Origin of the sequence: Salinimicrobium sediminilitoris (genome assembly GCF_020866905.1) — a bacterium.
GTDB classification, from domain to species: Bacteria; Bacteroidota; Bacteroidia; order Flavobacteriales; family Flavobacteriaceae; genus Salinimicrobium; species Salinimicrobium sediminilitoris.
This window is the reverse complement of record NZ_JAIVCC010000001.1, coordinates 171,377-193,145: the sequence shown is the minus strand read 5'-3', so window position 1 is coordinate 193,145 and position 21,769 is coordinate 171,377. Positions and strand designations below refer to the sequence as shown.

Genomic DNA, 21,769 nt, shown 5'->3' with positions numbered 1-21,769 from the left:
AATATAAAAGCATGAAAAATTTACCTCTCGCAATCGATGTAGTTGAAGCAAAAACCTCAAAGATCGATTCGGTTGATTTTGACAATTTAGTATTCGGTAATGTCTTCACAGATCATATGATGGAATGTGATTATATCGATGGGCAATGGCAAAATCCTGTTATAAAACCTTATGGTCCCATTCAGTTAGATCCTTCAGCAAAAGTTTTCCATTACGGGCAGGCTATTTTTGAAGGTATGAAAGCTTTTAAAGATGACGAGGACCAGGTGTGGCTTTTTCGTCCTATGGCGAATATCGAGCGCTTTAATAAATCTTCGAAAAGACTTGCAATACCCGAATTTCCCGAAGATCTATTTCTAGAAGGTCTTGAAACACTTATCGACCTTGATCGTGACTGGGTGAAAAAAGGCTTTGGAACTTCACTTTACATACGTCCTTTTGTGATTGCTACAGAGACAGGAGTCTCGGCATCGCCTTCAAAAAAGTATAAATTCATGATCATTTGTTCTCCTGCCAAGGCTTATTACAGCGGCGAAGTGCGGGTGTTCTTTGCAGATAAGTTTAGTCGTGCTGCCGATGGTGGTGTGGGATATGCAAAAGCTGCCGGTAACTACGGTGCCCAATTCTATCCAACCAATCTGGCCAAGGAAGAAGGTTACCAGCAAATCGTCTGGACAGATGCCAATTCACATGAGTACCTGGAAGAAGCAGGAACCATGAATATCTTCTTTAGAGTTGGAGACAAACTTCTTACAGCCCCAACCAGCGACCGTATTCTGGACGGAGTAACACGTAAAAGCGTCCTTACCCTTGCCGAAGAATTTGGAATTGAAGCTGAAGTAAGGCGAATCAAAGTTTCCGAAATTGTTGAAGCTGCCGAAAAAGGAGAACTAAAAGAGATCTTTGGTTCGGGTACTGCTGCGACTATCAACCCCGTAAAAGGTTTTGGAAACAAAGGCAAAAAATACGAACTGCCACAACTTGAAGATTCCTACGCTTCCTTTTTCAAGAAGAAGTTAATGGAAATTCAATACAACAAAGCCGAAGATAAATTTGGCTGGAGATATCTTGTAAAAAAGAACTAATCAAATACCACCGGAATTCGAAGCATCCTGTCATGCTCCGGTTTTCCTGAAGCATTGGCGCGGCTAAAGATCAAATAGCCGCGCTTTTCTTTTGTATCAAATTCAAGCTGTCCCCGGAATGGCACCCAGTCTTTGGTCATCCACTCCCCTTGTGCTTCTATATATTTTTCTGCGAGTACTTTCCCACTTTCGGTTACCAGCCTCACAGGTGCAGTAGCCTCAAAGAACCAATAGCCTTTTGCCTCGCCTTTAATTTCCAGGGGAGAACTTACAGTTGCATTTTCCTGCGGCATTTCAACTTTTATAAGATCTCCTGTATCTTCACGTTCCCGGTTAGGATCTGTAAAATAAAAACTCTCTAAAATAGCATTTAGGGCGGCCTTTTTTTCTGCTGAAACATCCCCGTAAAACTTCATGGCATCGCCTTCCATGGGGTTGCATTGATCCATTGGGATCTCTTCACCCGTATTACTGCTGAAGCATTCAGCCCTAAAATCATCTACCTGGTAGAAAATGTAAATTCCGCCATACTCATTCCAGCCCGGTGGCGGGGAATGAAAGCTAAGGCCTGCTGCCCATGGCTGTCCGTTCTCCATCAAATAGACATAGGAATTCCGGCGATCAACATTAAAAGACAAAGGCAGATCTCCCTCCCAATCTTCAAGTGATTCTCGCGGGCCACCGGGACCATCAACTCCAAATCCTTTTGGTAAAACGGTGATATATGCCATGGAAGCATCATTGTGGATACCAAAAGGAGGCTGCTTCTCAATGCTGCTGTCGTAGAAATTTACAACAGGTGCTTCGCCGGGAAGTTCTCCTTCAAAAACCTCAAACCCCAGCGGAATTTCTGCTGAAAAATGCCATTTTTCAGAAGTGTATTCTGTCGTGCTTTCAACAGGCTTTGGCGCTGGCATGGCAGGTTCCTGGTCCTGCTGTTCCTTCTCTCCTGAATTTCGACAGGAAATAATAATTAAACCGAGTAGTAGAAAAATTAGTGCTCTCATACTAACAAGGTAGTAAAAATGAGCAACAAGAGTCAAGAGGTTGCGAGTTACGGGTTCTGCGTCAAGATTGTTGCAGGTTCCCGGGTTGCGGGTTGCCAGTTGCGTATTCTTTTGTCATCTCGACAGAGTAGTTAATTTCGCCAAAGAAAGTGCAACGAGAGATCTCCTTCAGTTCACATATAATTTGATGAAAATTAAAAGATCCCTCGCTCCGCAGAAGCTCCCCTAACAATGAACAATTTGCTTTTCAATCCTGGTGCTCGAATCCTAGAACTTAAGAATCTTTTGAAGGTCCGGCTGTGAGTAATCCGGGCCTTTTAGCACTTTCCCATCTTCGCGATAAACCGGTTTCCCGTCTTTGCCCAGTTTGCTCATATTGCTGCGCTGAATCTCTTCAAAGACTTCAGATATTTTATGTTGTAGCCCATGTTCCACTATGGTTCCACATAAAATGTAGAGCATATCTCCCAGCGCATCTGCCACCTCAACCAGGTCTCCGTTCTTTGCAGCCTCAAGGTATTCCTCATTCTCCTCTTTCATCAACTCATATCTTAAATGCACTTTTTCAGCCGCAAGAGCTGCCGTGGGCTGCTGTTGAATTCCCAGACCAAATGCTTTATGAAACTCCTGTACGGCGGCTAAGGCTTTTTCCATTCTAATACTTTAAATTCGCATAAATTTATAAAACTTAGGGCCCAATGGAAATGTTTAGCACAGGACAAATAATTTTTGCCGCATTATTTTTCGTGGCTTTTGTCGTAGTGATCTTCTTCAGCTATCGCAAGGACCTCAAACTCCACCGCAAGTACTATAAAGGAACACTCTACATCCTTTTTGGATTTATTGCTTTTATAGCGCTGTTATTCCTTCTAAAAACTTATTTAAAAGGATAGGCTTCAGCAAAAAAAAGCCGCCACTCTTTTCAGAATGGCGGCTTATAAATCTTCTTAATTAATTCTAGTTCTCCAGCGGAAGTACATCAAATTTCTCTGAGTAGTCCATCATTTGCTCCTCAAAAGATGTTGGTTGTACCACTTTAATTGCAGTGATCTCACCGTTAGCATCTGTTTCGGGCACAAGAACAGGGTTTACGAATCCGCTGTAAGGTGCAGATTTGAATTGTTTGTTTCTCTCAAGCACTTCCCTGTGAATATCCTGATCAACTTTAACTCCGTAGTTCTCTACAAGGTCTTTGGCTGCCTGGTAATCACCTTCAGATTTAATTCTCTGGGTCTCTTTAAGTAGATCCCCGAAAAGCCCACGCAAAGCAGCATAATCTGTAATATTAAAATAAGTTTTTCCGTCTCTGGTCACTTTTTCAATAATACCTTTTTCCTGGCCTTTTTCAAACACCCAGGCGCTAACCCACTGGCGGTTTCTCATGTGAGCTTCTTCAATGTTAGCTCCCGGTTCAAGTCTTATAAGCTGCGTCATCAAACCATTTCTGATATAACCGTCATAAGCTGCCTTACCCATTTTTTCATAATCGTCCACCAAACCAAGCTCTTCCAGTTTAGGATCCATCAAATAGTAAAGCCCCACAAGATCGGCACGGCCTTCTTCTAAAGTAGAAGCATAACTTTTCAAAGTTTCCTTTGTCTCTCCTACTCCAGGGTTAAGTTGACCAGAAGCGTGTCCCACAACTTCGTGAAGTGCGGTGTGAAGTTTATCGGCAAGTTCCCCATACTCTTCTTCAAGAGCTACTTCTTCCTCATCATGTGCAAATTCCTGAAGCCTTCCGGTACTACCCGCATTGTTATATGCTTCAATAATATTCCCCAGAGATACAGATTTACTTCCGTGCTCTTTTCTAATCCAGTTGGAGTTTGGCAGGTTCACACCAATCGGCGTAGCCGGTGAGGCATCTCCTGCTTCTCCTGCAACAATCACAGTTTTATAGGTTACTCCTACAACAGAATCTTTTTTGTGTTCCTCCATCAAAGGTGCATTGTCTTCAAACCACTGCACGTTTTCCTCCAGTACCTGCATCTTCTTGCTCATATCAAAATCCTTGATCTGCACGATAGTTTCGTAAGATCCTGTGTAACCCAGAGGGTCATTATAAACCTCAATAAAGCTGTTGATGTAATCAATGTTTCCATCGGTTGCCTCTACCCATGCAATATTGTAATCATCCCATGTCTCAAGGTCACCGGTCTTATAATAGTCAATTAAAATTCCAAGCGCATCTGCCTGTTGCTTATTTTCGGCAACACCTTGTGCCTTTTCAAGCCAGAATACAATCTTATCGATCGCCGGGCCATACATTCCACCGCTTTTGTAAACTTTTTCAACCAACTGTCCATTTTCTTTTACCAGCTTGGAGTTAATACCAAAAGCAAGAGGCCTGTTGGGGTTTGGAGATTTTTTATTAGCATAAAACCGCTCCACATCCTGTGCGGTAACGCCTTCCCCATAGAAATTCACTGCAGATCCTTCCACAAGACCTTTAGACTCATCCAGGTTTACTTTTTTGGCATCCACATCGTTAAAGATCACCTCGTAAGCTTCCCCGGTAAGCTCTGTTCCGGTTTCAGCCAATAATGTATCGAAATATTCTTTACTGAAAGCAGGCTTCAATTTATCCATAGAATAATGATGGTGGATACCGTTTGCAAACCATACTCGTTTTAAGTAAGTCTCAAAATTCTTCCAGTCTTCGGTAGTCTTGTCACCTTCATAAGTGGTGTAGATATTCTCAAGGGCTTCGCGAATCTTTAAATTGTGTTTGTAGTTTTGGTCCCAGATGATATCTCTACCGCTAAGACCGGCTTGTGTTAGGTAATATACAAGCTTCTGCTCTTTAAGACTAAGATCTTCCCAGCCTGGAATCTGGTACCTGAGTACTTTAATATCGGCAAATTCATCTACCTGATAATCAAAATCGTTAGTTTGTGCAACTTCTCCCACTTCTGCCGGATTCTCCCCTATGGAGTCGGCGCAGGAAATAAGGATCATTGACGCCAACAATGGCATCAAAAAGAATTTAATTTTCATTTTCTTAAAATTAATGGTGTATTAAATTAATTTGGGTGAGATCTTCCGCAGAAAAAATAACAGCAGGTCCTGGCGGGAGGGCTTCACCATTTGCTAACAAATGTAAGAATTAACAACTTCAAATTATTTATATTAGCCTAATTAATACAACAAACCTGCCAAGCAAGATGAAGATCCTTAAATACCTCCTGTTTTTACTGCTAATTGTTATCATTGCAGGATCTATTTATATAGCCACCAAAGATGGCACCTATAAAATCGAAAGTTCTAAAGTCATTAATGCACCTGCTCCCCTGCTCTTTAGGGAAGTGGCCGATCTTTCCAATTGGAAAACCTGGAATGCGTGGAGTAAAATAGAAGGAATGGACATGGACTTGACGGGGGAACCTACAGGTGCAAATGCAGCCATAAGCTGGCATGCAGATCAAATAAGGGACGGCAGGATCGTCACTACAGCTGTTATTCCATATTCCAGGCTGCAACAGGCCCTTACCATGCAAACCATAATTGGAGAAGCTGAAGGCGAAATCACCTGGACTTTTACCCCCGAAGATGGTGGTACCAGGGTAAATTGGACCCTGGAGGGCGAACAAAGTTTTAAAGAGAAGCTAGCCTTTACCATACAGGACCAGGATCTAGGCGAAGTTTTCTTACCCATTTTTGAGGAAAGCCTTACCAATCTCGAGCAAAACGTGATACAGAAAATGGAAGCATATTCTATTAACGTAGATGGTGTGACCGAACATGGAGGCGGTTATTATATGTATACTACAACAGCCTCCAGGCTGGGAGAAGTGAATATGCGTGCGGCAGACATGATCAAACAGGTTAGGCTTTATATGAAACAGAACAACATTTCCATAAGCGGCCAACCTCTTATTATTTATAATCAACGGGATGATCGCAACGGCACTACCATTTTTTCTACCGGAGTACCAACACCCAGCCAGGTGATTACGCCGGCTGGCAGCGAGGTTCTTAACGGGTATCTTGAACCTCAAAAAGTGGTTAAGACAACTTTAAACGGACATCATAAAAATGCTGCGGAAGCATGGGAAAGCACCTATAGATATATAGAAGAGAACGGGCTTATTGTAGATCCTAACGGGCAACCTTTTGAACTTCTTATTACAGATCCTGCCGAAATCGATAATCCCGCTCTTTGGGTAACCGAAATTTACATTCCGGTAGAATGATGAAACAGGTTTTACTTGTTTTTATAGGTGGTGGTCTTGGCAGTGCCTTGCGTTTCCTCATCTCGAAGAACCTCAATCAGGTTTCTTCGATTCCCCTGGGAACACTGCTGGTGAATTTCTCCGGAAGTTTATTGATAGGCTTAATTTTAGGATTAGGCCTAAAACAGGAAATGCTTTCTCCCAACACTACTTTACTCCTCGCTACCGGATTTTGCGGGGGATTCACTACTTTTTCGGCTTTCAGCTTTGAAAATCAGGCGCTGTTGAAAGCAGGAGATTATGTCAACTTCGGGATCTACTCGGCCGGAAGTATTTTTTTGGGGATCGCTGCAGTTCTTATAGGAATGTGGCTTTCAAGAATTTTTTAAATTGGAAATTTATTTGGCTCCTAAAAATGCCACACAAGCACAAACTTATTTCACCTGCTGTGCAAAACCTGCCCGGCAAAAGTCAGAAAAATAAGGAGCTTCAAAAATGTCATTTTTGAGCTCCCTCTGAGGCATCGTAAAATTTTGATTTTCCAAGGTGATTTTCAATTATCTGGTTATATTCCGGCGTTAATCTCAAACCCAGCGTTCCTTCTATATTATAGAGATTTGCCATGTCCTTGTAACCGTGCTTGAGCATTTCTTCAAGATAAAAATAGGCCGTTTGAAAATCATTGTCTTGCGCACTTAAAGAAATAATTTTTCGGTAGGCATCAAAGGCCTGGGGATCAAAGATTGTTTGGATCATATTTGCCACCAGCTTGCTCTCCAGAGGAGTACGCCTCTCTTCCATGTCCTGTCGCTTGAGCCGTACATATTCACTAATAAAATCCTGAAGTCTCTTCGCCATTTTGCTTTCAGCATTACTCTTTTGCGCCAAAGAGTCCAGTTGATTTTTTTGGTAATTCCACCAGCCCAGGTTTTCAAAATTAGCTGTGCGAATATCCTCTTCCAAATAATAGATGAAATCGTCTATAAGCCTTGTCTCCTTTTGTGTGACGGCAGTTTGTTCCCGTTTCTGCTGGGAATAGTTACGGGAACGGGAAAGTTGGTTCTGTTTATTTCTTATTTCGGCTGTGCTTATAAATCCTTCATATTTTTCTTCCATGATCTCCAGAAGCGCATTGGCATTCATAAGTTGATTTAGACTCATCAATTTATTTGACCGGGCAAGATCCTGCCGGTATAACTGTTCCACCAATTGTGGATCTACAGGACGAAATTTTTTCCGCATGGCTTCCAGGGTAAGTGATCCAACTGCACTGTTGATTATTTCGGGTTGGGGCCAGTCTTCATCTCCCGAATAGGTATAGATCTGGGTAGGAAACCTGAGGCGGGAAAGGGTATTAGCGGTATTCTGCATTCCCGAGGTGGAGAATTGTTCATCTCCAACGATCCCGATAAAGGCAAAATTCTTTTTATCATCTAACAAGTTGAAGTTAACCCAGTGATCTCCCACTGCGATTACGCCAAGAATATTATCAAAGATAAGCGGCACAGTACTCGCCACCCTTCCCCCGGTCATCGATCCCACACTGGAGATTTGGGTGGAATCAATAGGGAGAATTCCTGCCACGTGTTGTATTAGCCTTGCAGATGTAAGGACATTTTGTTCCAGATCTTTTTGACGACTAATATTATTAGAAGCGACTATTATATAACCCTGCTCCTCGGCAGTGGACTGGAAAAGATGGGCAGCAGCCTTCCCACGTCCTTCTCCGTCAAGAACGAAAAGCACCGGCCAGAGTTTTCCATTTTGATATGTTGTGGGAAGATATAAGGCATAGCTTTCATCCAGAGTGTCTGACACTTTCAGGTCATCCACCACTATTCCCTTTTTAACTACTAACTCCTGCGCAGAAAGCTGAAGACCCAGGAATAAAAAAAAGATTATTTTTTTCATGGAATTAAGTTAGTGAATTTTCTAAAATCCAATGTAGAATTTCGATTTAGGGTATAAAAAAAGCCTTACATAAATGTAAGGCTCAGGAATATAAATATCAAAAATTGAGACTAAGCTTGTCTCACGTTTACTGCATTTACACCTTTTCTACCTTCTTCAAGGTCGAAAGTTACTTCGTCATCCTGTCTGATCTCATCAACAAGACCATTAGCATGTACGAAATACTCATCATTTGATTCTTCGTCTTTAATAAATCCGTAACCTTTTGATTCGTTAAAGAACTTAACTGTACCTTTATTCATTATATAAAATTAAATTGAATGCAAATATACAATTAAAGGATGGATAACCAACTAAAAGTCAATTTATTATTTTCTTATTCCATAAAGGCAATGTGAATCCCCTGTATCAACATATTAACTCCAATAATGGCAATAATTAATCCCATTATTTTCTCCACTACCACGATCTTATTTGCTCCTATGTACCTCACCAAATATTCACTTGAAAGAAAAGCAAGGTGGTTGAGCCACATTACCAGTGCAAACATGACCAATATAATTCCCAGCTGTAGATAAGTAGCCGTAGTGGTAAAGTTCATGGCGGTTACTATGGTTCCGGGACCGGCAAGAATAGGAATACCCAGTGGTGAAATGGAAATCTCTTCATTAAAGTTCACTTCCTTCTGGTTATCAATACTTGAAACCTGCGCCCTTATCATTTCAAAGCCTACAAAGAAAACAAGGATTCCTCCTGTGATCTTAAAGGCAGGGATGGTCAATCCAAAAAAATCAAAAATATACTTCCCCAGAATAATAAAACCTGAAACAATAATAAAGGCTGTAAAAGTGGCTTTTTTGGAGATATTTTTCCTGGTAGGGCGATCGGCTTGCCGGGTGAGGCTTAAAAATATAGGCACGTTCCCAACCGGGTTATTGATCGCAATAAACCCCGTAAAAACTGCAATGGCAAATACCCAGATCCCTTCCATTTATTTTTTTTGCTTCTACTAATTATAAGGGGTAAAAGTATTTAAAATAAACAACCTGTAAAAGTGCACCGGATCCTTTCTATAAAGCCTGAGCTTTCAGCTAAGTTTTGAGACTTCTTTAACGAAGGTGAAGGCGCAATTTTTGTACATTTTGGCCTCAGGAACTACTGGATCAATGAAGACTTATAACGAAAAAAGAGATTTCAGCAAAACCAAAGAACCCAGGGATGTTCCCTCGGGTAAGAAGAATGAAAAACCCATTTTCGTAATACAGAAGCACGACGCAACAAACCTTCATTACGATTTTCGGCTGGAGATCGACAACACCCTCAAATCCTGGTCTGTTCCTAAAGGCCCAAGCACAGATCCTTCAGTAAAAAGGATGGCTATCCCCACAGAAGATCACCCTTTGAGCTATGCCGATTTTGAGGGGGTTATTCCGCAGGGCGAGTATGGCGGGGGTACGGTAATGATTTGGGATACCGGCACCATTGAGAGCAATAAAAAAGATGAAGACGGCAATATAATTTCCCTAGAAGATAGCTTTAAAGCAGGAAGTGTAGAAGTAACCCTGCATGGCAAAAAACTCACCGGCGGCTATAACCTTGTGGAAATGAAAGGAGGAAAAATGAAAGGTAACTGGCTGCTCATGAAGCAAGACGACGGGGAAGCCGATGCCCGCCGCAATCCTGTAAGCACTCAGGCAAAAAGTGTAGTTTCAGGAAGGACCTTGAAGCAAATTGAAAAGGAAGAATCTTGAAAAAGAATAATAAATGCAGATAGCCGGAGTTGAGATCTCACATCCCGAAAAAGTACTTTTCCCAGAGAAAGAGATCACTAAAGGTGATATGATTTCCTATTATGAGAGGATCGCGCCGTTGATGTTACCATTTCTCAAAGACCGGCCGCTCACCTTGCACCGTTTTCCGGGTGGAATTACCGAAAGTGGTTTTTATCAAAAAAACGCTTCAGATTATTTCCCCTCTTTTATTAAAACAATTAAAATAGAAACAGAGGAAGGAACAAATACCCAGGTTTTATGCAATGACAGGAAAAGTCTTGTTTATCTGGCAAACCAGGGAACCGTGGCTTTTCACATATGGCTAAGCAAAAAAGATAAGTTGCGCCAGCCGGACAGGGTGGTGTTCGATCTTGATCCATCTGACGATGATTTTGAAAAGATAAAAGAAGGAGCGAAAATTATGAGGTTTCTCCTGAAGAGCAAAGAAATTGATCCTTCTCTTATGACCAGCGGAAAAAGCGGCTTACATTTATATTATAATATAAGACGGGGGAAAGACTTTGATAAGGTTAAGGCACTAACCCGAGATATTGCTGAAGAAGCAGAGAAAAAAGAACCCGGATTATTCACGACCCAATTAAGAAAAGACAAGCGCGAAGGAAAGATTTTCGTTGATTACCTGCGGAATTCTTATGCTCAAACTGCAGTTTGTCCTTATTCATTAAGGGCTACCGAAGAGGCAGGAGTTGCCACTCCAATTGAATGGGAAGAACTCTCAAGGATCAAAAGCGCATCTCAATATCATATTGAAAATATATTTAGAAGGACAGCACAGTTAAACCGAAATAATGAAGAATAAAATGAAAGAAATCACCCCCGAAGAGGCTAAACAAGCACTTAATGAACAGGCAGAAAAAGTTGAGCGAAAAGACCTGGAAAAAGTATTGGCCAAAGAGCAAAAAATTGAAGACAAATTTCGAAATAATGATTCCATGAGTGGGTATCTGGCTAAGGCAAAAAGTATGTTTGGGCTTATTCGCGACTACTGGAACGGCAATTACAGGCAGGTGCCCTGGAAGACAATAGCTGCTGTGGCAGGAGCCTTACTTTATGTGCTCATGCCATTTGATCTTATTCCCGATTTTATTCCCGTGGCCGGCTTTTTAGATGATGCAGGCGTTATTGCTGCCTGCCTTACACTGGTAAGCGATGATCTGGTAGATTATGAGAAGTGGAAACTCCACCAGGATAATGTAGTCAACAACAACGAAGAGGACTCACTTATATAACTCCTGTAAATGAATAAGAACAAACTGGAGCGCATGCCTTTATACCAAAAGGCCATGGAGATCCTGGAGATCGTTGTACGAATTAAACAACTGGTTCCCGAAGATAACGAATTCACCACCGCGGTTGCCCATAACATGTATGCCGATGCCCTACAACTTGCACCTAAAATAGCGGGAGCAGAAGGCGTTGACCTCTACGACATAAAAATGGAAAATGCCGCAATAATCCGGAAGTGTGCCCGCGAGATCTATGTAGGCTGCAACGGGTTCATCATGGAAGGATTTAAAGAAGTGGAATACCTGGAAATGTTACGGGCAGAAGTCGAGGAATTTCGGGTGCTTTTTGCCGAATGGGTACAAACCTTTGATCAATGGAACTACATCATTGACCGCTGGGGATTATTTAATCCGCCCGGGGTTAATTATGATGATGTCGATCCCGATGACAATATTCCATTTGATAATCCTTTTGATGAGGAAGATTAAACCGGAAATCTCGGATTAAATAAAGATTTAGATATAAAGTGCTTCGGAAAAAGGAGTCTCAAAATGCCATTTTTGAGACTCCTTCCTGTTTTTGGCTCTTGGATAACCGCATTTAAACCCTGCTAAACGGGAATATAAAAACCTCACAAGTTTTGAACACTTGTGAGGTTTAAAGGTGAAACCCTTTCAGGGGTTTAAAACCCTGAAAGGGTTAATGATTTAGTCATCGCTATCCGTCATCGGGATAAGCGATTCGCACGGCTTTCACAAAACAATGAAAATTCTGTTTTAAATAGATCCCGATATCGCTACCGCTCATCCGGATAAGCAGCCTGCACCTTTTTCTCTGCCCTTCGCTTGAGAAAAAGGGCGATCTGCTTTTACCACACAAACGAAATTCCGGTTTAAAGAGATCCGATATCGCTACCGCTCATCGGGATAAGCGATTCGCACGGCTTTCACAACACAAACGAAATTCCGTTTTAAATAGATCCCGATCTCGCTACCGCTCATCGGGATAAGCAGCCTGCACCTTTTTCTCTGCCCTTCGGTTGAGAAAAAGGGCGACCTGCTTACATATTTCTTCTATACTGTCCTCCTACTTCAAACAAAGCTGTAGTGATCTGGCCAAGGGAGCAAACTTTGGTCGCTTCCATAAGGACTTCAAAAATGTTTTCATTTTGAATAGCTGCCTGTTTCACCTTTTCCAGCGTTTCATGCTCCAGTTCTTTTTTGGCTTCATGAAGGTCCTTCAAAGTATTTATCTGTGCCTGTTTCTCCTCTTCTGTGGCCCTTATAACTTCGCCGGGAGTCACTGTTGGGGATCCTGTAGAACTAAGGAATGTGTTTACCCCGATTATGGGAAATTCCCCGTTGTGCTTCAGAGTTTCATAATAAAGACTTTCTTCCTGGATCTTACTGCGTTGATACATGGTTTCCATGGCTCCCAAGACACCCCCTCTTTCGGTAATTCGGTCGAATTCCAAAAGAACGGCTTCTTCCACAAGATCTGTGAGTTCTTCAATAATAAAGGCACCCTGAATTGGGTTTTCATTCTTGGTCAATCCTAATTCCTTATTGATGATCAACTGTATGGCCATAGCCCTTCTTACTGAAGCTTCTGTTGGCGTAGTGATGGCCTCATCATAAGCATTTGTATGCAATGAATTACAATTGTCATAGATCGCATAAAGTGCCTGAAGTGTTGTCCTGATATCGTTAAAGTCGATCTCCTGCGCATGAAGGGATCTTCCTGAAGTCTGGATGTGGTACTTCAGCATTTGCGCCCTTGGGTTCGCTCCGTATTTATGCTTTAAGGCTTTAGCCCAGATCTTCCTGGCAACTCTTCCAATAACCGCATATTCCGGATCAATTCCATTAGAAAAGAAGAAAGAAAGGTTAGGTCCGAATTTATTGATGTCCATTCCCCTGCTCAGGTAATATTCTACATATGTGAATCCATTAGCAAGGGTGAGAGCGAGCTGGGTAACAGGATTAGCTCCGGCTTCGGCAATGTGATAGCCAGAAATGGAAACCGAATAAAAATTCCGCACATTCTCCTCGATAAAATATTCCTGCACGTCTCCCATTAACCTCAATGCAAATTCTGTAGAAAAAATACAGGTGTTTTGTGCCTGATCTTCCTTAAGAATATCCGCCTGCACAGTTCCCCGAACCTGACTTAAAGTCCTCTTTTTAATATCGGCATAAACATCTGCAGGCAAAACCTGGTCTCCGGTCACACCAAGCAACATTAATCCGAGGCCGTCATTTCCTTCCGGCAGTTCACCTCTGTATTTTGGCTGCCCCATTCCTTTTTCGGAATAGAGTTTATCGATCTTCTTCTGCACCTCTTTTTCCAGGCCGTTCTCTTTGATGTATTTCTCACATTGCTGGTCGATAGCAGCATTCATGAAAAATCCGAGCAGCATTGGAGCAGGACCGTTAATGGTCATACTCACCGAAGTCATAGGATCTGCAAGATCAAACCCCGAATATAATTTTTTGGCATCGTCAAGACAGCAAATAGAAACTCCTGCGTTCCCAATCTTTCCGTAGATATCTGGTCGGTGGTCGGGGTCATTTCCATATAAGGTCACCGAATCGAATGCCGTGGAAAGCCTTTTTGCCGGTAAGCCCATACTTACGTAATGGAAACGACGGTTGGTTCTCTCCGGAGAGCCTTCTCCCGCGAACATTCTTGTTGGATCTTCTCCCTGCCTTTTAAAAGGATAAAGTCCCGCAGTATACGGGAATTCTCCCGGCACATTTTCCTGAAGGCACCAGCGCAAAATGTCTCCCCATGCTTCATATTTTGGAAGTGCTACTTTAGGGATCTGTGTATGTGAAAGAGATTCGGTGTGGGTTTCGATTTTTATTTCCTTATCACGAACCTTAAAGCTGTAGACAGGCTGCTTGTATTTATTGACTTTTTCGTCCCACCCGGTAATTACTTCCCAGTTATATGGATCGAGGTCCATTTTTACTTTATCGAATTCTTTCTTTAAAAGTTCGGTAAGTTCTTTATTTTCTGAAGTTGTGGCATTATTAAGATCATCTTCATCAAGTCCATACTGGTTCAATCCCAGCTTTACTCCCGTAACAGATTCTATTGTTTTAAAAATGCCGTAAAGTTTTTGAGCCACCTCGGCCTGGGAAGCTGCTTTCTCGTCATAAGAGCGATTATTTTCAGAAATTTCTGAAAGATACCTCGTTCTGTTTGGCGGGATCACAAAAATCTTTTCGCTCATCTCTTTTGAGATGTTGAATGTAGAGTTGAAATGACCTCCTGCTTTTTCATCGATCATATCCATGATCTGTTTATAGAGGGTATTCATCCCCGGATCATTGAATTGGGAAGCAATAGTTCCAAAAACAGGAAGGTTATCCACATTCTCGTGCCATAATCCATGATTGCGTTGATATTGTTTCTTCACGTCCCGAAGGGCGTCCAATGCCCCACGCTTGTCAAATTTGTTGATCGCAACCAGATCGGCAAAGTCCAGCATGTCAATTTTTTCCAGCTGAGTGGCAGCACCAAATTCAGGGGTCATTACATAAAGTGAAACATCAGAATGTTCCAGGATTTCGGTATCCGATTGCCCAATTCCTGAAGTTTCCAATACAATAAGATCATAATTCGCGGCTTTTAATACCTCAATAGCTTCAGCAACATATTTTGATAAAGCAAGGTTTGACTGGCGGGTTGCCAAAGATCTCATATAAACCCGTGAGTTATTAATGGAATTCATCCTGATGCGATCTCCTAAAAGGGCACCTCCGGTCTTCCTTTTTGAAGGGTCAACAGAAATAATTCCAATGGTCTTTTCCGGAAAATCCATCAAATAACGACGAACAAGCTCGTCAACCAGGGATGATTTTCCAGCACCACCTGTTCCGGTGATTCCAAGGACCGGAATATCTCTTTCTTTATTTTCTGAATGTATTTTCTCAAGGGTGTCTTTTGCTATTTCAGGAAAGTTTTCTGCAGCCGAAATTACCCTGGCAATTGCACCCGCAGTTTTGTTTTCCAGCTCCTTTATCTCTCCGTTAAGGCTATCACCCAGCGGATAATCTGCTTGCTTTACAAGATCGTTGATCATTCCCTGCAGACCTAGTTCGCGACCGTCATCGGGAGAATAGATCCTTGTAATGCCGTAATCTTCAAGTTCCCTGATCTCCTCGGGCAGGATCACTCCGCCGCCGCCGCCGAAGATCTTGATGTGTTCTGCACCTTTTTCTTTAAGAAGGTCATACATATATTTAAAATACTCGGTATGCCCACCCTGGTACGAAGTCATTGCAATCGCATTCGCATCTTCCTGTATTGCACAATTCACAACCTCTTCCACACTACGGTCATGTCCCAGGTGGATCACCTCCACTCCGGTAGACTGTATGATGCGTCTCATGATATTTATTGCGGCATCGTGCCCGTCAAAAAGGGAAGCTGCGGTTACTATTCTTACTTTGTTCTTGGGTTTATAAGGAGCTTGTTGTTCCATTTTTTCGAAAACGTTTTAGGGCGTGCAATTTACGAATTTAGAAACGAAGTTGCCATTTTGAAGTAGATAATAAACTCACAAGGCTAATTCCTGAATATTACTAAAAAAAGGGAACAGCAGGATAACTTTTGTTTATGACTTTAATCCCCGGCTAATAAGTAACTTTGACAAAAACAGAATTATGAAGAAATTTTTCCTCCTCCTTATCATGGCTCCATTACTTACAGGTTGTGCAGAATTACAACAAATAGCCGATTCCCTGCCCCAGGAAGGTACCGGCGTCACCAATACCGAAGTTGCCGCAGGTCTACGCCAGGCGCTGGATTTTGGAATTGAAAAACAGGTGACCAAACTTGCACAGGAGGATGGATTTTTCAGCAATGAACTTGTGCGTATTAATCTTCCGCCGGAATTGCAAAAGGTGGACAGGACCCTTCGGGACCTGGGAATGAGCTCCCTGGCAGATGAAGGTTTAAAAGTGCTGAACCGTGCCGCCGAAGATGCCGTAAAAGAAGCGACTCCCATTTTTGTAGACGCGGTAAAACAGATCACCTTTACCGATGCCCGCAATATTCTTTTAGGAGACGACACCGCCGCTACCTCCTACCTCGTTCAAAAAACTACAGATCCACTTTACACCCGGTTCAACCCGGTCATCACCAATTCCCTTGACCGCGTAGGAGCCACACAAATATGGACCAACATCATCAACCGGTACAATGCTCTGCCTCTCACTAACGACGTCAACCCCGATCTTGCCGACTACGTGACACAGGAGGCTCTCGACGGAGTATACACTATGATAGCTGTAGAAGAAAAAGAAATCAGGAACAATTTCGCCTCCAGAACAACCAATCTATTACAGAGAGTGTTTGCTTTACAGGACTGATGGCAAGGTTTAAAGTTTTTAAGGTTCATGAAGTTTGGAGTCCGAATTGGGTTGGCGCTTTTCATATTGCTAACCTGGAATTTTATCTATTGAACCAAAATTGTAAAAAAAGAAACCGGCTTCCTTAATTTTAGGAAGCCGGTTTCTTTTTAGGATTAAATTTATCTACAACTATTCAGTAACTGCACGATAAGCATTAACTCTTCCTGTACCAAAATAAAGAGTTTGCCCGTTGCCAGCTACATGATCAGCTGTTTTGATCATTTGCTTTTCAACTTCAAAAGGATCCATAGAACCTCCGTTCTTAGCAATAATAAGTGCCGCTACACCAGAGGCATGCGGCGCTGCCATACTTGTCCCTGCATTGTAATTAAAGGCATTTTCCCCACTTGCAACACTCCAAATCATGTCCAATGAAGATACATCCCAGTCTCCACCCGGTGCAGCAAAATCTATTAAAGATCTTCCATAGGTAGTATAGTGAGTAGGCACATCAAAATTGGTATATGGATTGGAATAGGGATGCCATCCTTCAGGAGCTGTAGCGGAAATTGAGATTACGTTATTAAATCCCGCTGGAAATTTCAAATAAGATCTATTCCCATCAAAATTAATAGGATCATTTCCCGCTGAAGCAATAATAGTAGACCCCTGTCCGTGAGCAAAGTCAATAGCCTGTTGTAGAATATTAATTAAAGCCTGAATATCATTAGCAGGAATGTTTAGTTTTTTGCCGTTAGCATCTATGACATAACCTCCATTTTTGTTAAAGGTAGTACCCAAACTCATGTTAATAACATCGGCTCCATTTTGACCTGCATGTATTATTCCATAGTAGATGGAACTCATTGAACCAGTGCCATCAACCTCCTTAAGAACTTTTACTGCAGCTATTTCTGCCTCATAGGCAACTCCTATCACTCCAAAATCATTTTTATTTGCAGCTATAGTCCCTGCAACATGGGTCCCGTGGTTGGCAAAACGCCCAGGACTGGTCCAGTACGGCTCGCCCGGAACGAAGGAAGCAGAAAGGTCCTTATTCAGGTTTTGAGAAAATTCCACATTATCTCTATCTATCCCGGAATCAAGAATAAAAACTCTTGCACCTTTACCCGTAAAACCAGCATTCCATGCTTCTGGTGCTTCAATTGCCTCCATACCCCACAAACGAATATATGATGTCTCAGTAGAACCCGGGCTAGGGGTCAAGGCTTCCGAGGAAACTTCCATCGAAGTCACCTCCTGGTTTTGTGCTGAAGGTATCCATGCTATCTCGTAGTCGGGAATAACTGCAACTACCTCCTTACTTTTCATGGTATTTTTTGCAAAATCAAGATCTTTACTGCTAACCAGAGCTATACCTAATTCAGGAATACTTGAAATCACCTCCCCATTTATTACCGAAGGACTTTCTGCAGATTCATTTACTCCATTAGTTTCCGTAATTACCATATAATTGGTAAAAGGCGCATCTTCTAATTGAATATTAGCAGTTTCCTCCTCGTTCACAACCTCTTCCTTTTGGCAGGAGGTAAAAACCAGACCCATTGCAAGAGCCGACAACATGATTTTTGAAAAGTTTAATTTTTTCGTCATAATTATTAAATAAATGGTTAATGTTTTAGAAAGGAACAAGATATAGATGTAATCCTTTACAAACCACATATTTAACGTTTAGGGCTACGAATTAAAGAATCGTGTAAAAAATAAATCTTTGATGAAATATCAATAGAAAAATCCACCTAATTTCAGAATAACTTAAAAATTTAAGAATGCTATATTAGCAAATTTGCAGCCGACACCAAAACAAACAAAATTAAAATACTAAAAATCAGCAAGATGATGCAATTTATTCACTGTTCTGTCTCACCTCTTACCAGGTTGATATAGAAACTTTAAATGTTCAGGAAATCTCACCACTGACTTCTTTACTTCGGCTACTAATTAGGTATTTAAAAATTTCCCTCTAGAAGTTGCAAACCTTTCTTTTAGCACATTCTTACTCCAATTTATAGGGTTATGAACAGTCGAAAAACTCCGGGAACAATGGTAGAACCTCAAATATGTGATGCTAAAAGTTGAGTTTTTAACAAGAGAAGCCGGTATAAAACCCACTTTTACCAAAATGTTAACTTTAGGTTAGCACATGTTCGAAATTGTGAAAGATATCTTTGTGGTAATAAGAAAAACCCTATGTTTCGATTATTTGAACCAAGATCTACGCTGGAGCGCCTACAGGAAAAATATACTTTCCTAATGCGCAGGTCGTTTGAACTCGCCTTAGTGGACAAATCCCGCAGCGATTTGCTCAATGAAAAGGCCTGCAAAATCCTAAAGGAGATCCGTCGCATGGAAAAGAATCAGGAAAGGACTGCCTGAAGTTTTCTGAAGTAAGCAAAAGCTGAAATCAGACGCGACCCGTACCAGCTAAAATATTCTCCGTCCACAATGTGGACCCGGTCCATCTTCACCTCTTTTTTAAACGCATCTCTAACTTTCAATTTAAAGGGAAAAGGTTCTGTCGAAAGAAGCACCAGCTCTACATTTTGCTGTTCTAACTGTTCCAACTCAATTTCAGGATAACGGGAATCTTTCTCGGAAAAGGCATTTTTAAAGCGGTTAAGTTCGAGGAGATGATCTATAAAAGTGTCTTTTCCTGCCACCATCCACGGATTTTTCCAGATAAAATAAGCCACCTTACGTTCCGGAACCTTTTCCATTTCCTTCTGAAATTCGTTCTTCAAGAATGCTATTTTCTCTGATATTTCTGAAGCTTTCTCAGTTACCCCGAAAATTTCCCCGTACTGCAGAATAAGCTCAAGGGAATCCTCAATAGTCATAACATTGGAAACATGGACAGGAGCTATCTTTTCAAGCTCAGTTACCATTTCTTCGGTATTTTCTTCTTTGTTGCAGAGTATAATATCTGGTGCAAGGGCTTTGATACGGTCGTAATGTACCTGTTTGGTGCCTCCTACCACCTTTTTTTCCTTTCGAAGGTCTTCCGGATGTACACAGAATTTAGTTACCCCCACGATCTTTTTTCGAAGTCCCAGATCCACCAATAGCTCTGTCTGGCTTGGCACCAGACTCACGATTCGCCGTAGAAGATCCTTCAGCTCAAGTTTGCGATTTAGTTGATCGTAAAAAACTTTCATAGATCGGGGAATTTATGAGGTGCCAAAAATGACATTTTTGACAGCCTTTTCAGAAGTAATTCCGGTTACAGGTAACCGGCCATTTCCTGCTGTAATTTTCCGGCTTCGGCAGCAGCGGCTTCAGCAAAATCTTCAGCATTGGAGGCATAAATTACGGCCCGGGAAGCATTAATAAGCAAGCCCACATTGCGACTCATTCCATATTCACAAACCTCTTTTAAACTTCCCCCCTGCGCTCCCACTCCCGGCACTAAAAGGAAATTTTCGGGAATGATTTTTCTAATTTCACGCAGATATTCTGCCTTGGTCGCACCTACCACATACATCAAATTTTGACCGTTGGTCCAGTTTCTGGAGGTTTTGATCACCTTTTTATACAGCTCCTCTCCTTCCACAGTTTGCGTCTGAAAATCATAGGCGCCTGCGTTAGAAGTTAAGGCCAGGAGAATGGTATGTTTGTTCTGGTAAGCCAGAAAGGGTTCTATTGAATCTTTTCCCATATACGGGGCCACCGTAACCGAATCAAAATTTAGATCCTCAAAAAAGGCTTTTGCATACATGCCCGAGGTGTTGCCAATATCTCCCCTTTTTGCATCGGCAATGGTGAAAAGGTCCGGGAAATTTTCATTCAGGTAATTGATCGTTTTCTCAAGAGCTTTCCAACCCTTAAGTCCATGTGCCTCGTAAAAAGCGAGATTAGGCTTATAAGCTACAGCCAAATGTTGAGTGGCATCAATGATCGCCTTATTAAAAGCGAAAATTGGATCTTCCTCATTCAGAAGAAATTCCGGGATCTTATTGAGATCTACATCAAGACCTATACACAAAAAGGAATTTTTAAGGCGTATTTGCTCAGTTAACTGGGAAGTGGTCATGGGCTGGAAATAAAAAAGCTGCCGGGGTGCGGCAGCTTTAGTGGTTTTATTATTTAAAAAACGTCTGAATTCTCTTTCAGTTTCTCTGTGTTTTCTACAAGTTGTAACTCATCTAGGATCTTCTGGATATCTCCGTTGATAATGTTCCCAAGGTCATAAAGCGTAAGGCCTATACGGTGATCTGTCACCCTGCCCTGAGCATAATTATAAGTTCGAATCTTGGCACTCCTGTCCCCACTGGAAACCATAGAGTTCCTTTTGGCTGCATCTGCTTCCATCTTTTTTGCAAGTTCCTGCTCATAAAGCCTGGATCTCAAAACTCGGAAAGCCTTTTCTTTGTTCTTGTGCTGGGATTTTTGATCCTGGCACTGCGCCACCAATCCTGTAGGGGTATGCGTCAATCGCACCGCCGAGTAAGTTGTGTTTACCGACTGTCCTCCCGGTCCCGAAGAACAGAAGTAATCAATACGCACATCCTTAGGGTCGATCTCCACGTCAAATTCTTCAGCTTCGGGCAATACCATCACTGTAGCCGCCGAAGTATGCACGCGCCCCTGAGTTTCGGTTTGTGGTACACGTTGCACCCGGTGCACTCCCGCTTCAAATTTTAAAGTTCCGTAGACATCTTCCCCGGTGACGTCAAAAATTATTTCTTTGAATCCGCCGCTGGTTCCTTCGCTAAAATCTACAATATTATGTTTCCAGCCTCTACTCTCAATATATTTGGTGTACATACGGTAAAGGTCTCCTGCAAAAATACTGGCTTCATCTCCACCGGTACCTGCACGAATCTCCATCACGACATTTTTGGCGTCTTCAGGATCCTTTGGCACCAGCATCATTCTTATCTTCTCCTCCATCCCCGGAATCTGCTCTTTGGCCTCTTCCAGTTGCATCTTGGCCATATCGATCATTTCGGGATCGCTGCCATCGGCAATGATCTCTTCAGCTTCCTTTCTATTGTTGATTAGGCTCATGTATTCTTCACGAACCTCCATCAATTTTTTCAAATCCTTGTACTCCTTGTTCAGCTCTATATAGCGCTTTTGATCGGCGATCACATCGGGTTGAATGATAAGATCATTCACCTCGTCAAAACGCTGCTTTACAATATTTAATTTCTCGATCATAACATCTCCTTAAAAGGCCAAATTTACAAT

21 protein-coding genes are annotated in these 21,769 nt (G+C 42.0%); 10 read left to right on the top strand and 11 right to left on the bottom strand.

Annotation, left to right across the window (positions count from 1 at the left end):
- Nucleotides 1-11: 11 nt before the first annotated feature.
- The gene (locus LA313_RS00800) at nucleotides 12-1,085 is read left to right on the top strand and encodes a branched-chain amino acid aminotransferase (RefSeq protein WP_228912704.1); all 1,074 of its coding nucleotides are present in this window, start codon (nucleotides 12-14) and stop codon (nucleotides 1,083-1,085) included.
- Here LA313_RS00800 and LA313_RS00795 read toward each other — a convergent pair.
- Together LA313_RS00795 and LA313_RS00790 are read right to left on the bottom strand one after the other, a co-directional pair.
- The gene (locus LA313_RS00795; RefSeq protein WP_228912703.1) at nucleotides 1,082-2,092 is read right to left on the bottom strand and encodes a Gmad2 immunoglobulin-like domain-containing protein; all 1,011 of its coding nucleotides are present in this window, start codon (nucleotides 2,090-2,092) and stop codon (nucleotides 1,082-1,084) included. The two genes, LA313_RS00800 and LA313_RS00795, sit on opposite strands and share 4 nt — an antisense overlap.
- A gap of 267 nt (nucleotides 2,093-2,359) precedes the next feature.
- Entirely contained in the window at nucleotides 2,360-2,746 is a 387-nt protein-coding gene (locus LA313_RS00790; RefSeq protein WP_228912702.1) for a nucleoside triphosphate pyrophosphohydrolase family protein, read from the bottom strand.
- Nucleotides 2,747-2,796: 50 nt separating this feature from the next.
- Here LA313_RS00790 and LA313_RS00785 point away from each other — a divergent pair, with 50 nt between their 5' ends.
- Nucleotides 2,797-2,985 (top strand): hypothetical protein, encoded by a 189-nt coding sequence (locus tag LA313_RS00785; protein WP_228912891.1) that lies wholly within the window; start codon nucleotides 2,797-2,799, stop codon nucleotides 2,983-2,985.
- 64 nt (nucleotides 2,986-3,049) lie between these two features.
- Here the strand turns inward: LA313_RS00785 and LA313_RS00780 are convergent, their stop codons facing one another.
- Nucleotides 3,050-5,089 (bottom strand): dipeptidyl peptidase 3, encoded by a 2,040-nt coding sequence (locus LA313_RS00780; protein WP_228912701.1) that lies wholly within the window; start codon nucleotides 5,087-5,089, stop codon nucleotides 3,050-3,052.
- Between the two features lie 167 nt (nucleotides 5,090-5,256).
- On the opposite strand from LA313_RS00780, the gene LA313_RS00775 reads away from it, so the two are divergent.
- Nucleotides 5,257-6,285: an SRPBCC family protein gene (locus LA313_RS00775; RefSeq protein WP_228912700.1), complete on the top strand. Its 1,029-nt coding sequence runs from the start codon at nucleotides 5,257-5,259 to the stop codon at nucleotides 6,283-6,285.
- Complete coding sequence (gene crcB, locus LA313_RS00770; protein ID WP_333473537.1) at nucleotides 6,282-6,653, top strand: fluoride efflux transporter CrcB; 372 nt, start codon at nucleotides 6,282-6,284, stop codon at nucleotides 6,651-6,653. The genes LA313_RS00775 and crcB overlap by 4 nt, the downstream gene beginning before the upstream one ends.
- 109 nt (nucleotides 6,654-6,762) lie before the next feature.
- Here crcB and LA313_RS00765 read toward each other — a convergent pair whose 3' ends face one another.
- The 3 genes from LA313_RS00765 to LA313_RS00755 all read right to left on the bottom strand — a co-directional run bounded on the left by LA313_RS00765 (nucleotide 6,763) and on the right by LA313_RS00755 (nucleotide 9,166).
- Complete coding sequence (locus tag LA313_RS00765) at nucleotides 6,763-8,175, bottom strand: hypothetical protein (protein WP_228912699.1); 1,413 nt, start codon at nucleotides 8,173-8,175, stop codon at nucleotides 6,763-6,765.
- A 110-nt stretch (nucleotides 8,176-8,285) separates the two neighbouring features.
- Nucleotides 8,286-8,477 carry a cold-shock protein gene (locus LA313_RS00760; protein ID WP_029035283.1) on the bottom strand — a complete coding sequence of 64 codons (192 nt, stop codon included), beginning with the start codon at nucleotides 8,475-8,477 and terminating at the stop codon, nucleotides 8,286-8,288.
- Nucleotides 8,478-8,551: 74 nt separating this feature from the next.
- Entirely contained in the window at nucleotides 8,552-9,166 is a 615-nt protein-coding gene (locus tag LA313_RS00755; protein WP_228912698.1) for a MarC family protein, read from the bottom strand.
- A 175-nt stretch (nucleotides 9,167-9,341) separates the two neighbouring features.
- Between LA313_RS00755 and LA313_RS00750 the strand changes: the two genes are divergently transcribed.
- Genes LA313_RS00750 through LA313_RS00735 form a run of 4 tightly spaced genes read left to right on the top strand, consistent with a single transcriptional unit; the run spans nucleotide 9,342 to nucleotide 11,683 of the window.
- Nucleotides 9,342-9,926: a DNA polymerase ligase N-terminal domain-containing protein gene (locus tag LA313_RS00750; protein ID WP_228912697.1), complete on the top strand. Its 585-nt coding sequence runs from the start codon at nucleotides 9,342-9,344 to the stop codon at nucleotides 9,924-9,926.
- 13 nt (nucleotides 9,927-9,939) lie between these two features.
- Nucleotides 9,940-10,767, top strand: a complete 828-nt coding sequence (gene ligD, locus LA313_RS00745; protein ID WP_228912696.1) for a non-homologous end-joining DNA ligase — start codon at nucleotides 9,940-9,942, stop codon at nucleotides 10,765-10,767.
- The gene (locus LA313_RS00740) at nucleotides 10,757-11,197 is read left to right on the top strand and encodes a YkvA family protein (RefSeq protein ID WP_228912695.1); all 441 of its coding nucleotides are present in this window, start codon (nucleotides 10,757-10,759) and stop codon (nucleotides 11,195-11,197) included. Before ligD ends, LA313_RS00740 begins: the two co-directional genes overlap by 11 nt.
- A gap of 9 nt (nucleotides 11,198-11,206) precedes the next feature.
- Complete coding sequence (locus tag LA313_RS00735; protein WP_228912694.1) at nucleotides 11,207-11,683, top strand: hypothetical protein; 477 nt, start codon at nucleotides 11,207-11,209, stop codon at nucleotides 11,681-11,683.
- 572 nt (nucleotides 11,684-12,255) lie between these two features.
- Here LA313_RS00735 and LA313_RS00730 read toward each other — a convergent pair.
- Nucleotides 12,256-15,687, bottom strand: coding sequence for a methylmalonyl-CoA mutase family protein (locus LA313_RS00730; protein WP_228912693.1), 3,432 nt, complete (start codon nucleotides 15,685-15,687; stop codon nucleotides 12,256-12,258).
- 181 nt (nucleotides 15,688-15,868) lie between these two features.
- Between LA313_RS00730 and LA313_RS00725 the strand changes: the two genes are divergently transcribed.
- Nucleotides 15,869-16,576 carry a DUF4197 domain-containing protein gene (locus LA313_RS00725; RefSeq protein WP_228912692.1) on the top strand — a complete coding sequence of 236 codons (708 nt, stop codon included), beginning with the start codon at nucleotides 15,869-15,871 and terminating at the stop codon, nucleotides 16,574-16,576.
- Nucleotides 16,577-16,747: 171 nt separating this feature from the next.
- Here the strand turns inward: LA313_RS00725 and LA313_RS00720 are convergent, their stop codons facing one another.
- Complete coding sequence (locus LA313_RS00720) at nucleotides 16,748-18,172, bottom strand: S8 family peptidase (RefSeq protein ID WP_228912691.1); 1,425 nt, start codon at nucleotides 18,170-18,172, stop codon at nucleotides 16,748-16,750.
- Between the two features lie 597 nt (nucleotides 18,173-18,769).
- On the opposite strand from LA313_RS00720, the gene LA313_RS00715 reads away from it, so the two are divergent.
- Nucleotides 18,770-18,955 carry a Lacal_2735 family protein gene (locus tag LA313_RS00715; protein WP_228912690.1) on the top strand — a complete coding sequence of 62 codons (186 nt, stop codon included), beginning with the start codon at nucleotides 18,770-18,772 and terminating at the stop codon, nucleotides 18,953-18,955.
- On the opposite strand, the gene LA313_RS00710 is transcribed toward LA313_RS00715, so the two are convergent.
- The 3 genes from LA313_RS00710 to prfA form a co-directional block, all read right to left on the bottom strand.
- Nucleotides 18,937-19,734, bottom strand: a complete 798-nt coding sequence (locus tag LA313_RS00710) for an ABC transporter substrate-binding protein (protein WP_228912689.1) — start codon at nucleotides 19,732-19,734, stop codon at nucleotides 18,937-18,939. The two genes, LA313_RS00715 and LA313_RS00710, sit on opposite strands and share 19 nt — an antisense overlap.
- Nucleotides 19,735-19,799: 65 nt before the next feature.
- Nucleotides 19,800-20,609, bottom strand: coding sequence for an orotidine-5'-phosphate decarboxylase (pyrF, locus tag LA313_RS00705; RefSeq protein ID WP_228912688.1), 810 nt, complete (start codon nucleotides 20,607-20,609; stop codon nucleotides 19,800-19,802).
- Between the two features lie 53 nt (nucleotides 20,610-20,662).
- The gene (gene prfA, locus LA313_RS00700; RefSeq protein WP_228912687.1) at nucleotides 20,663-21,739 is read right to left on the bottom strand and encodes a peptide chain release factor 1; all 1,077 of its coding nucleotides are present in this window, start codon (nucleotides 21,737-21,739) and stop codon (nucleotides 20,663-20,665) included.
- Between the last annotated feature and the right edge of the window lie 30 nt (nucleotides 21,740-21,769).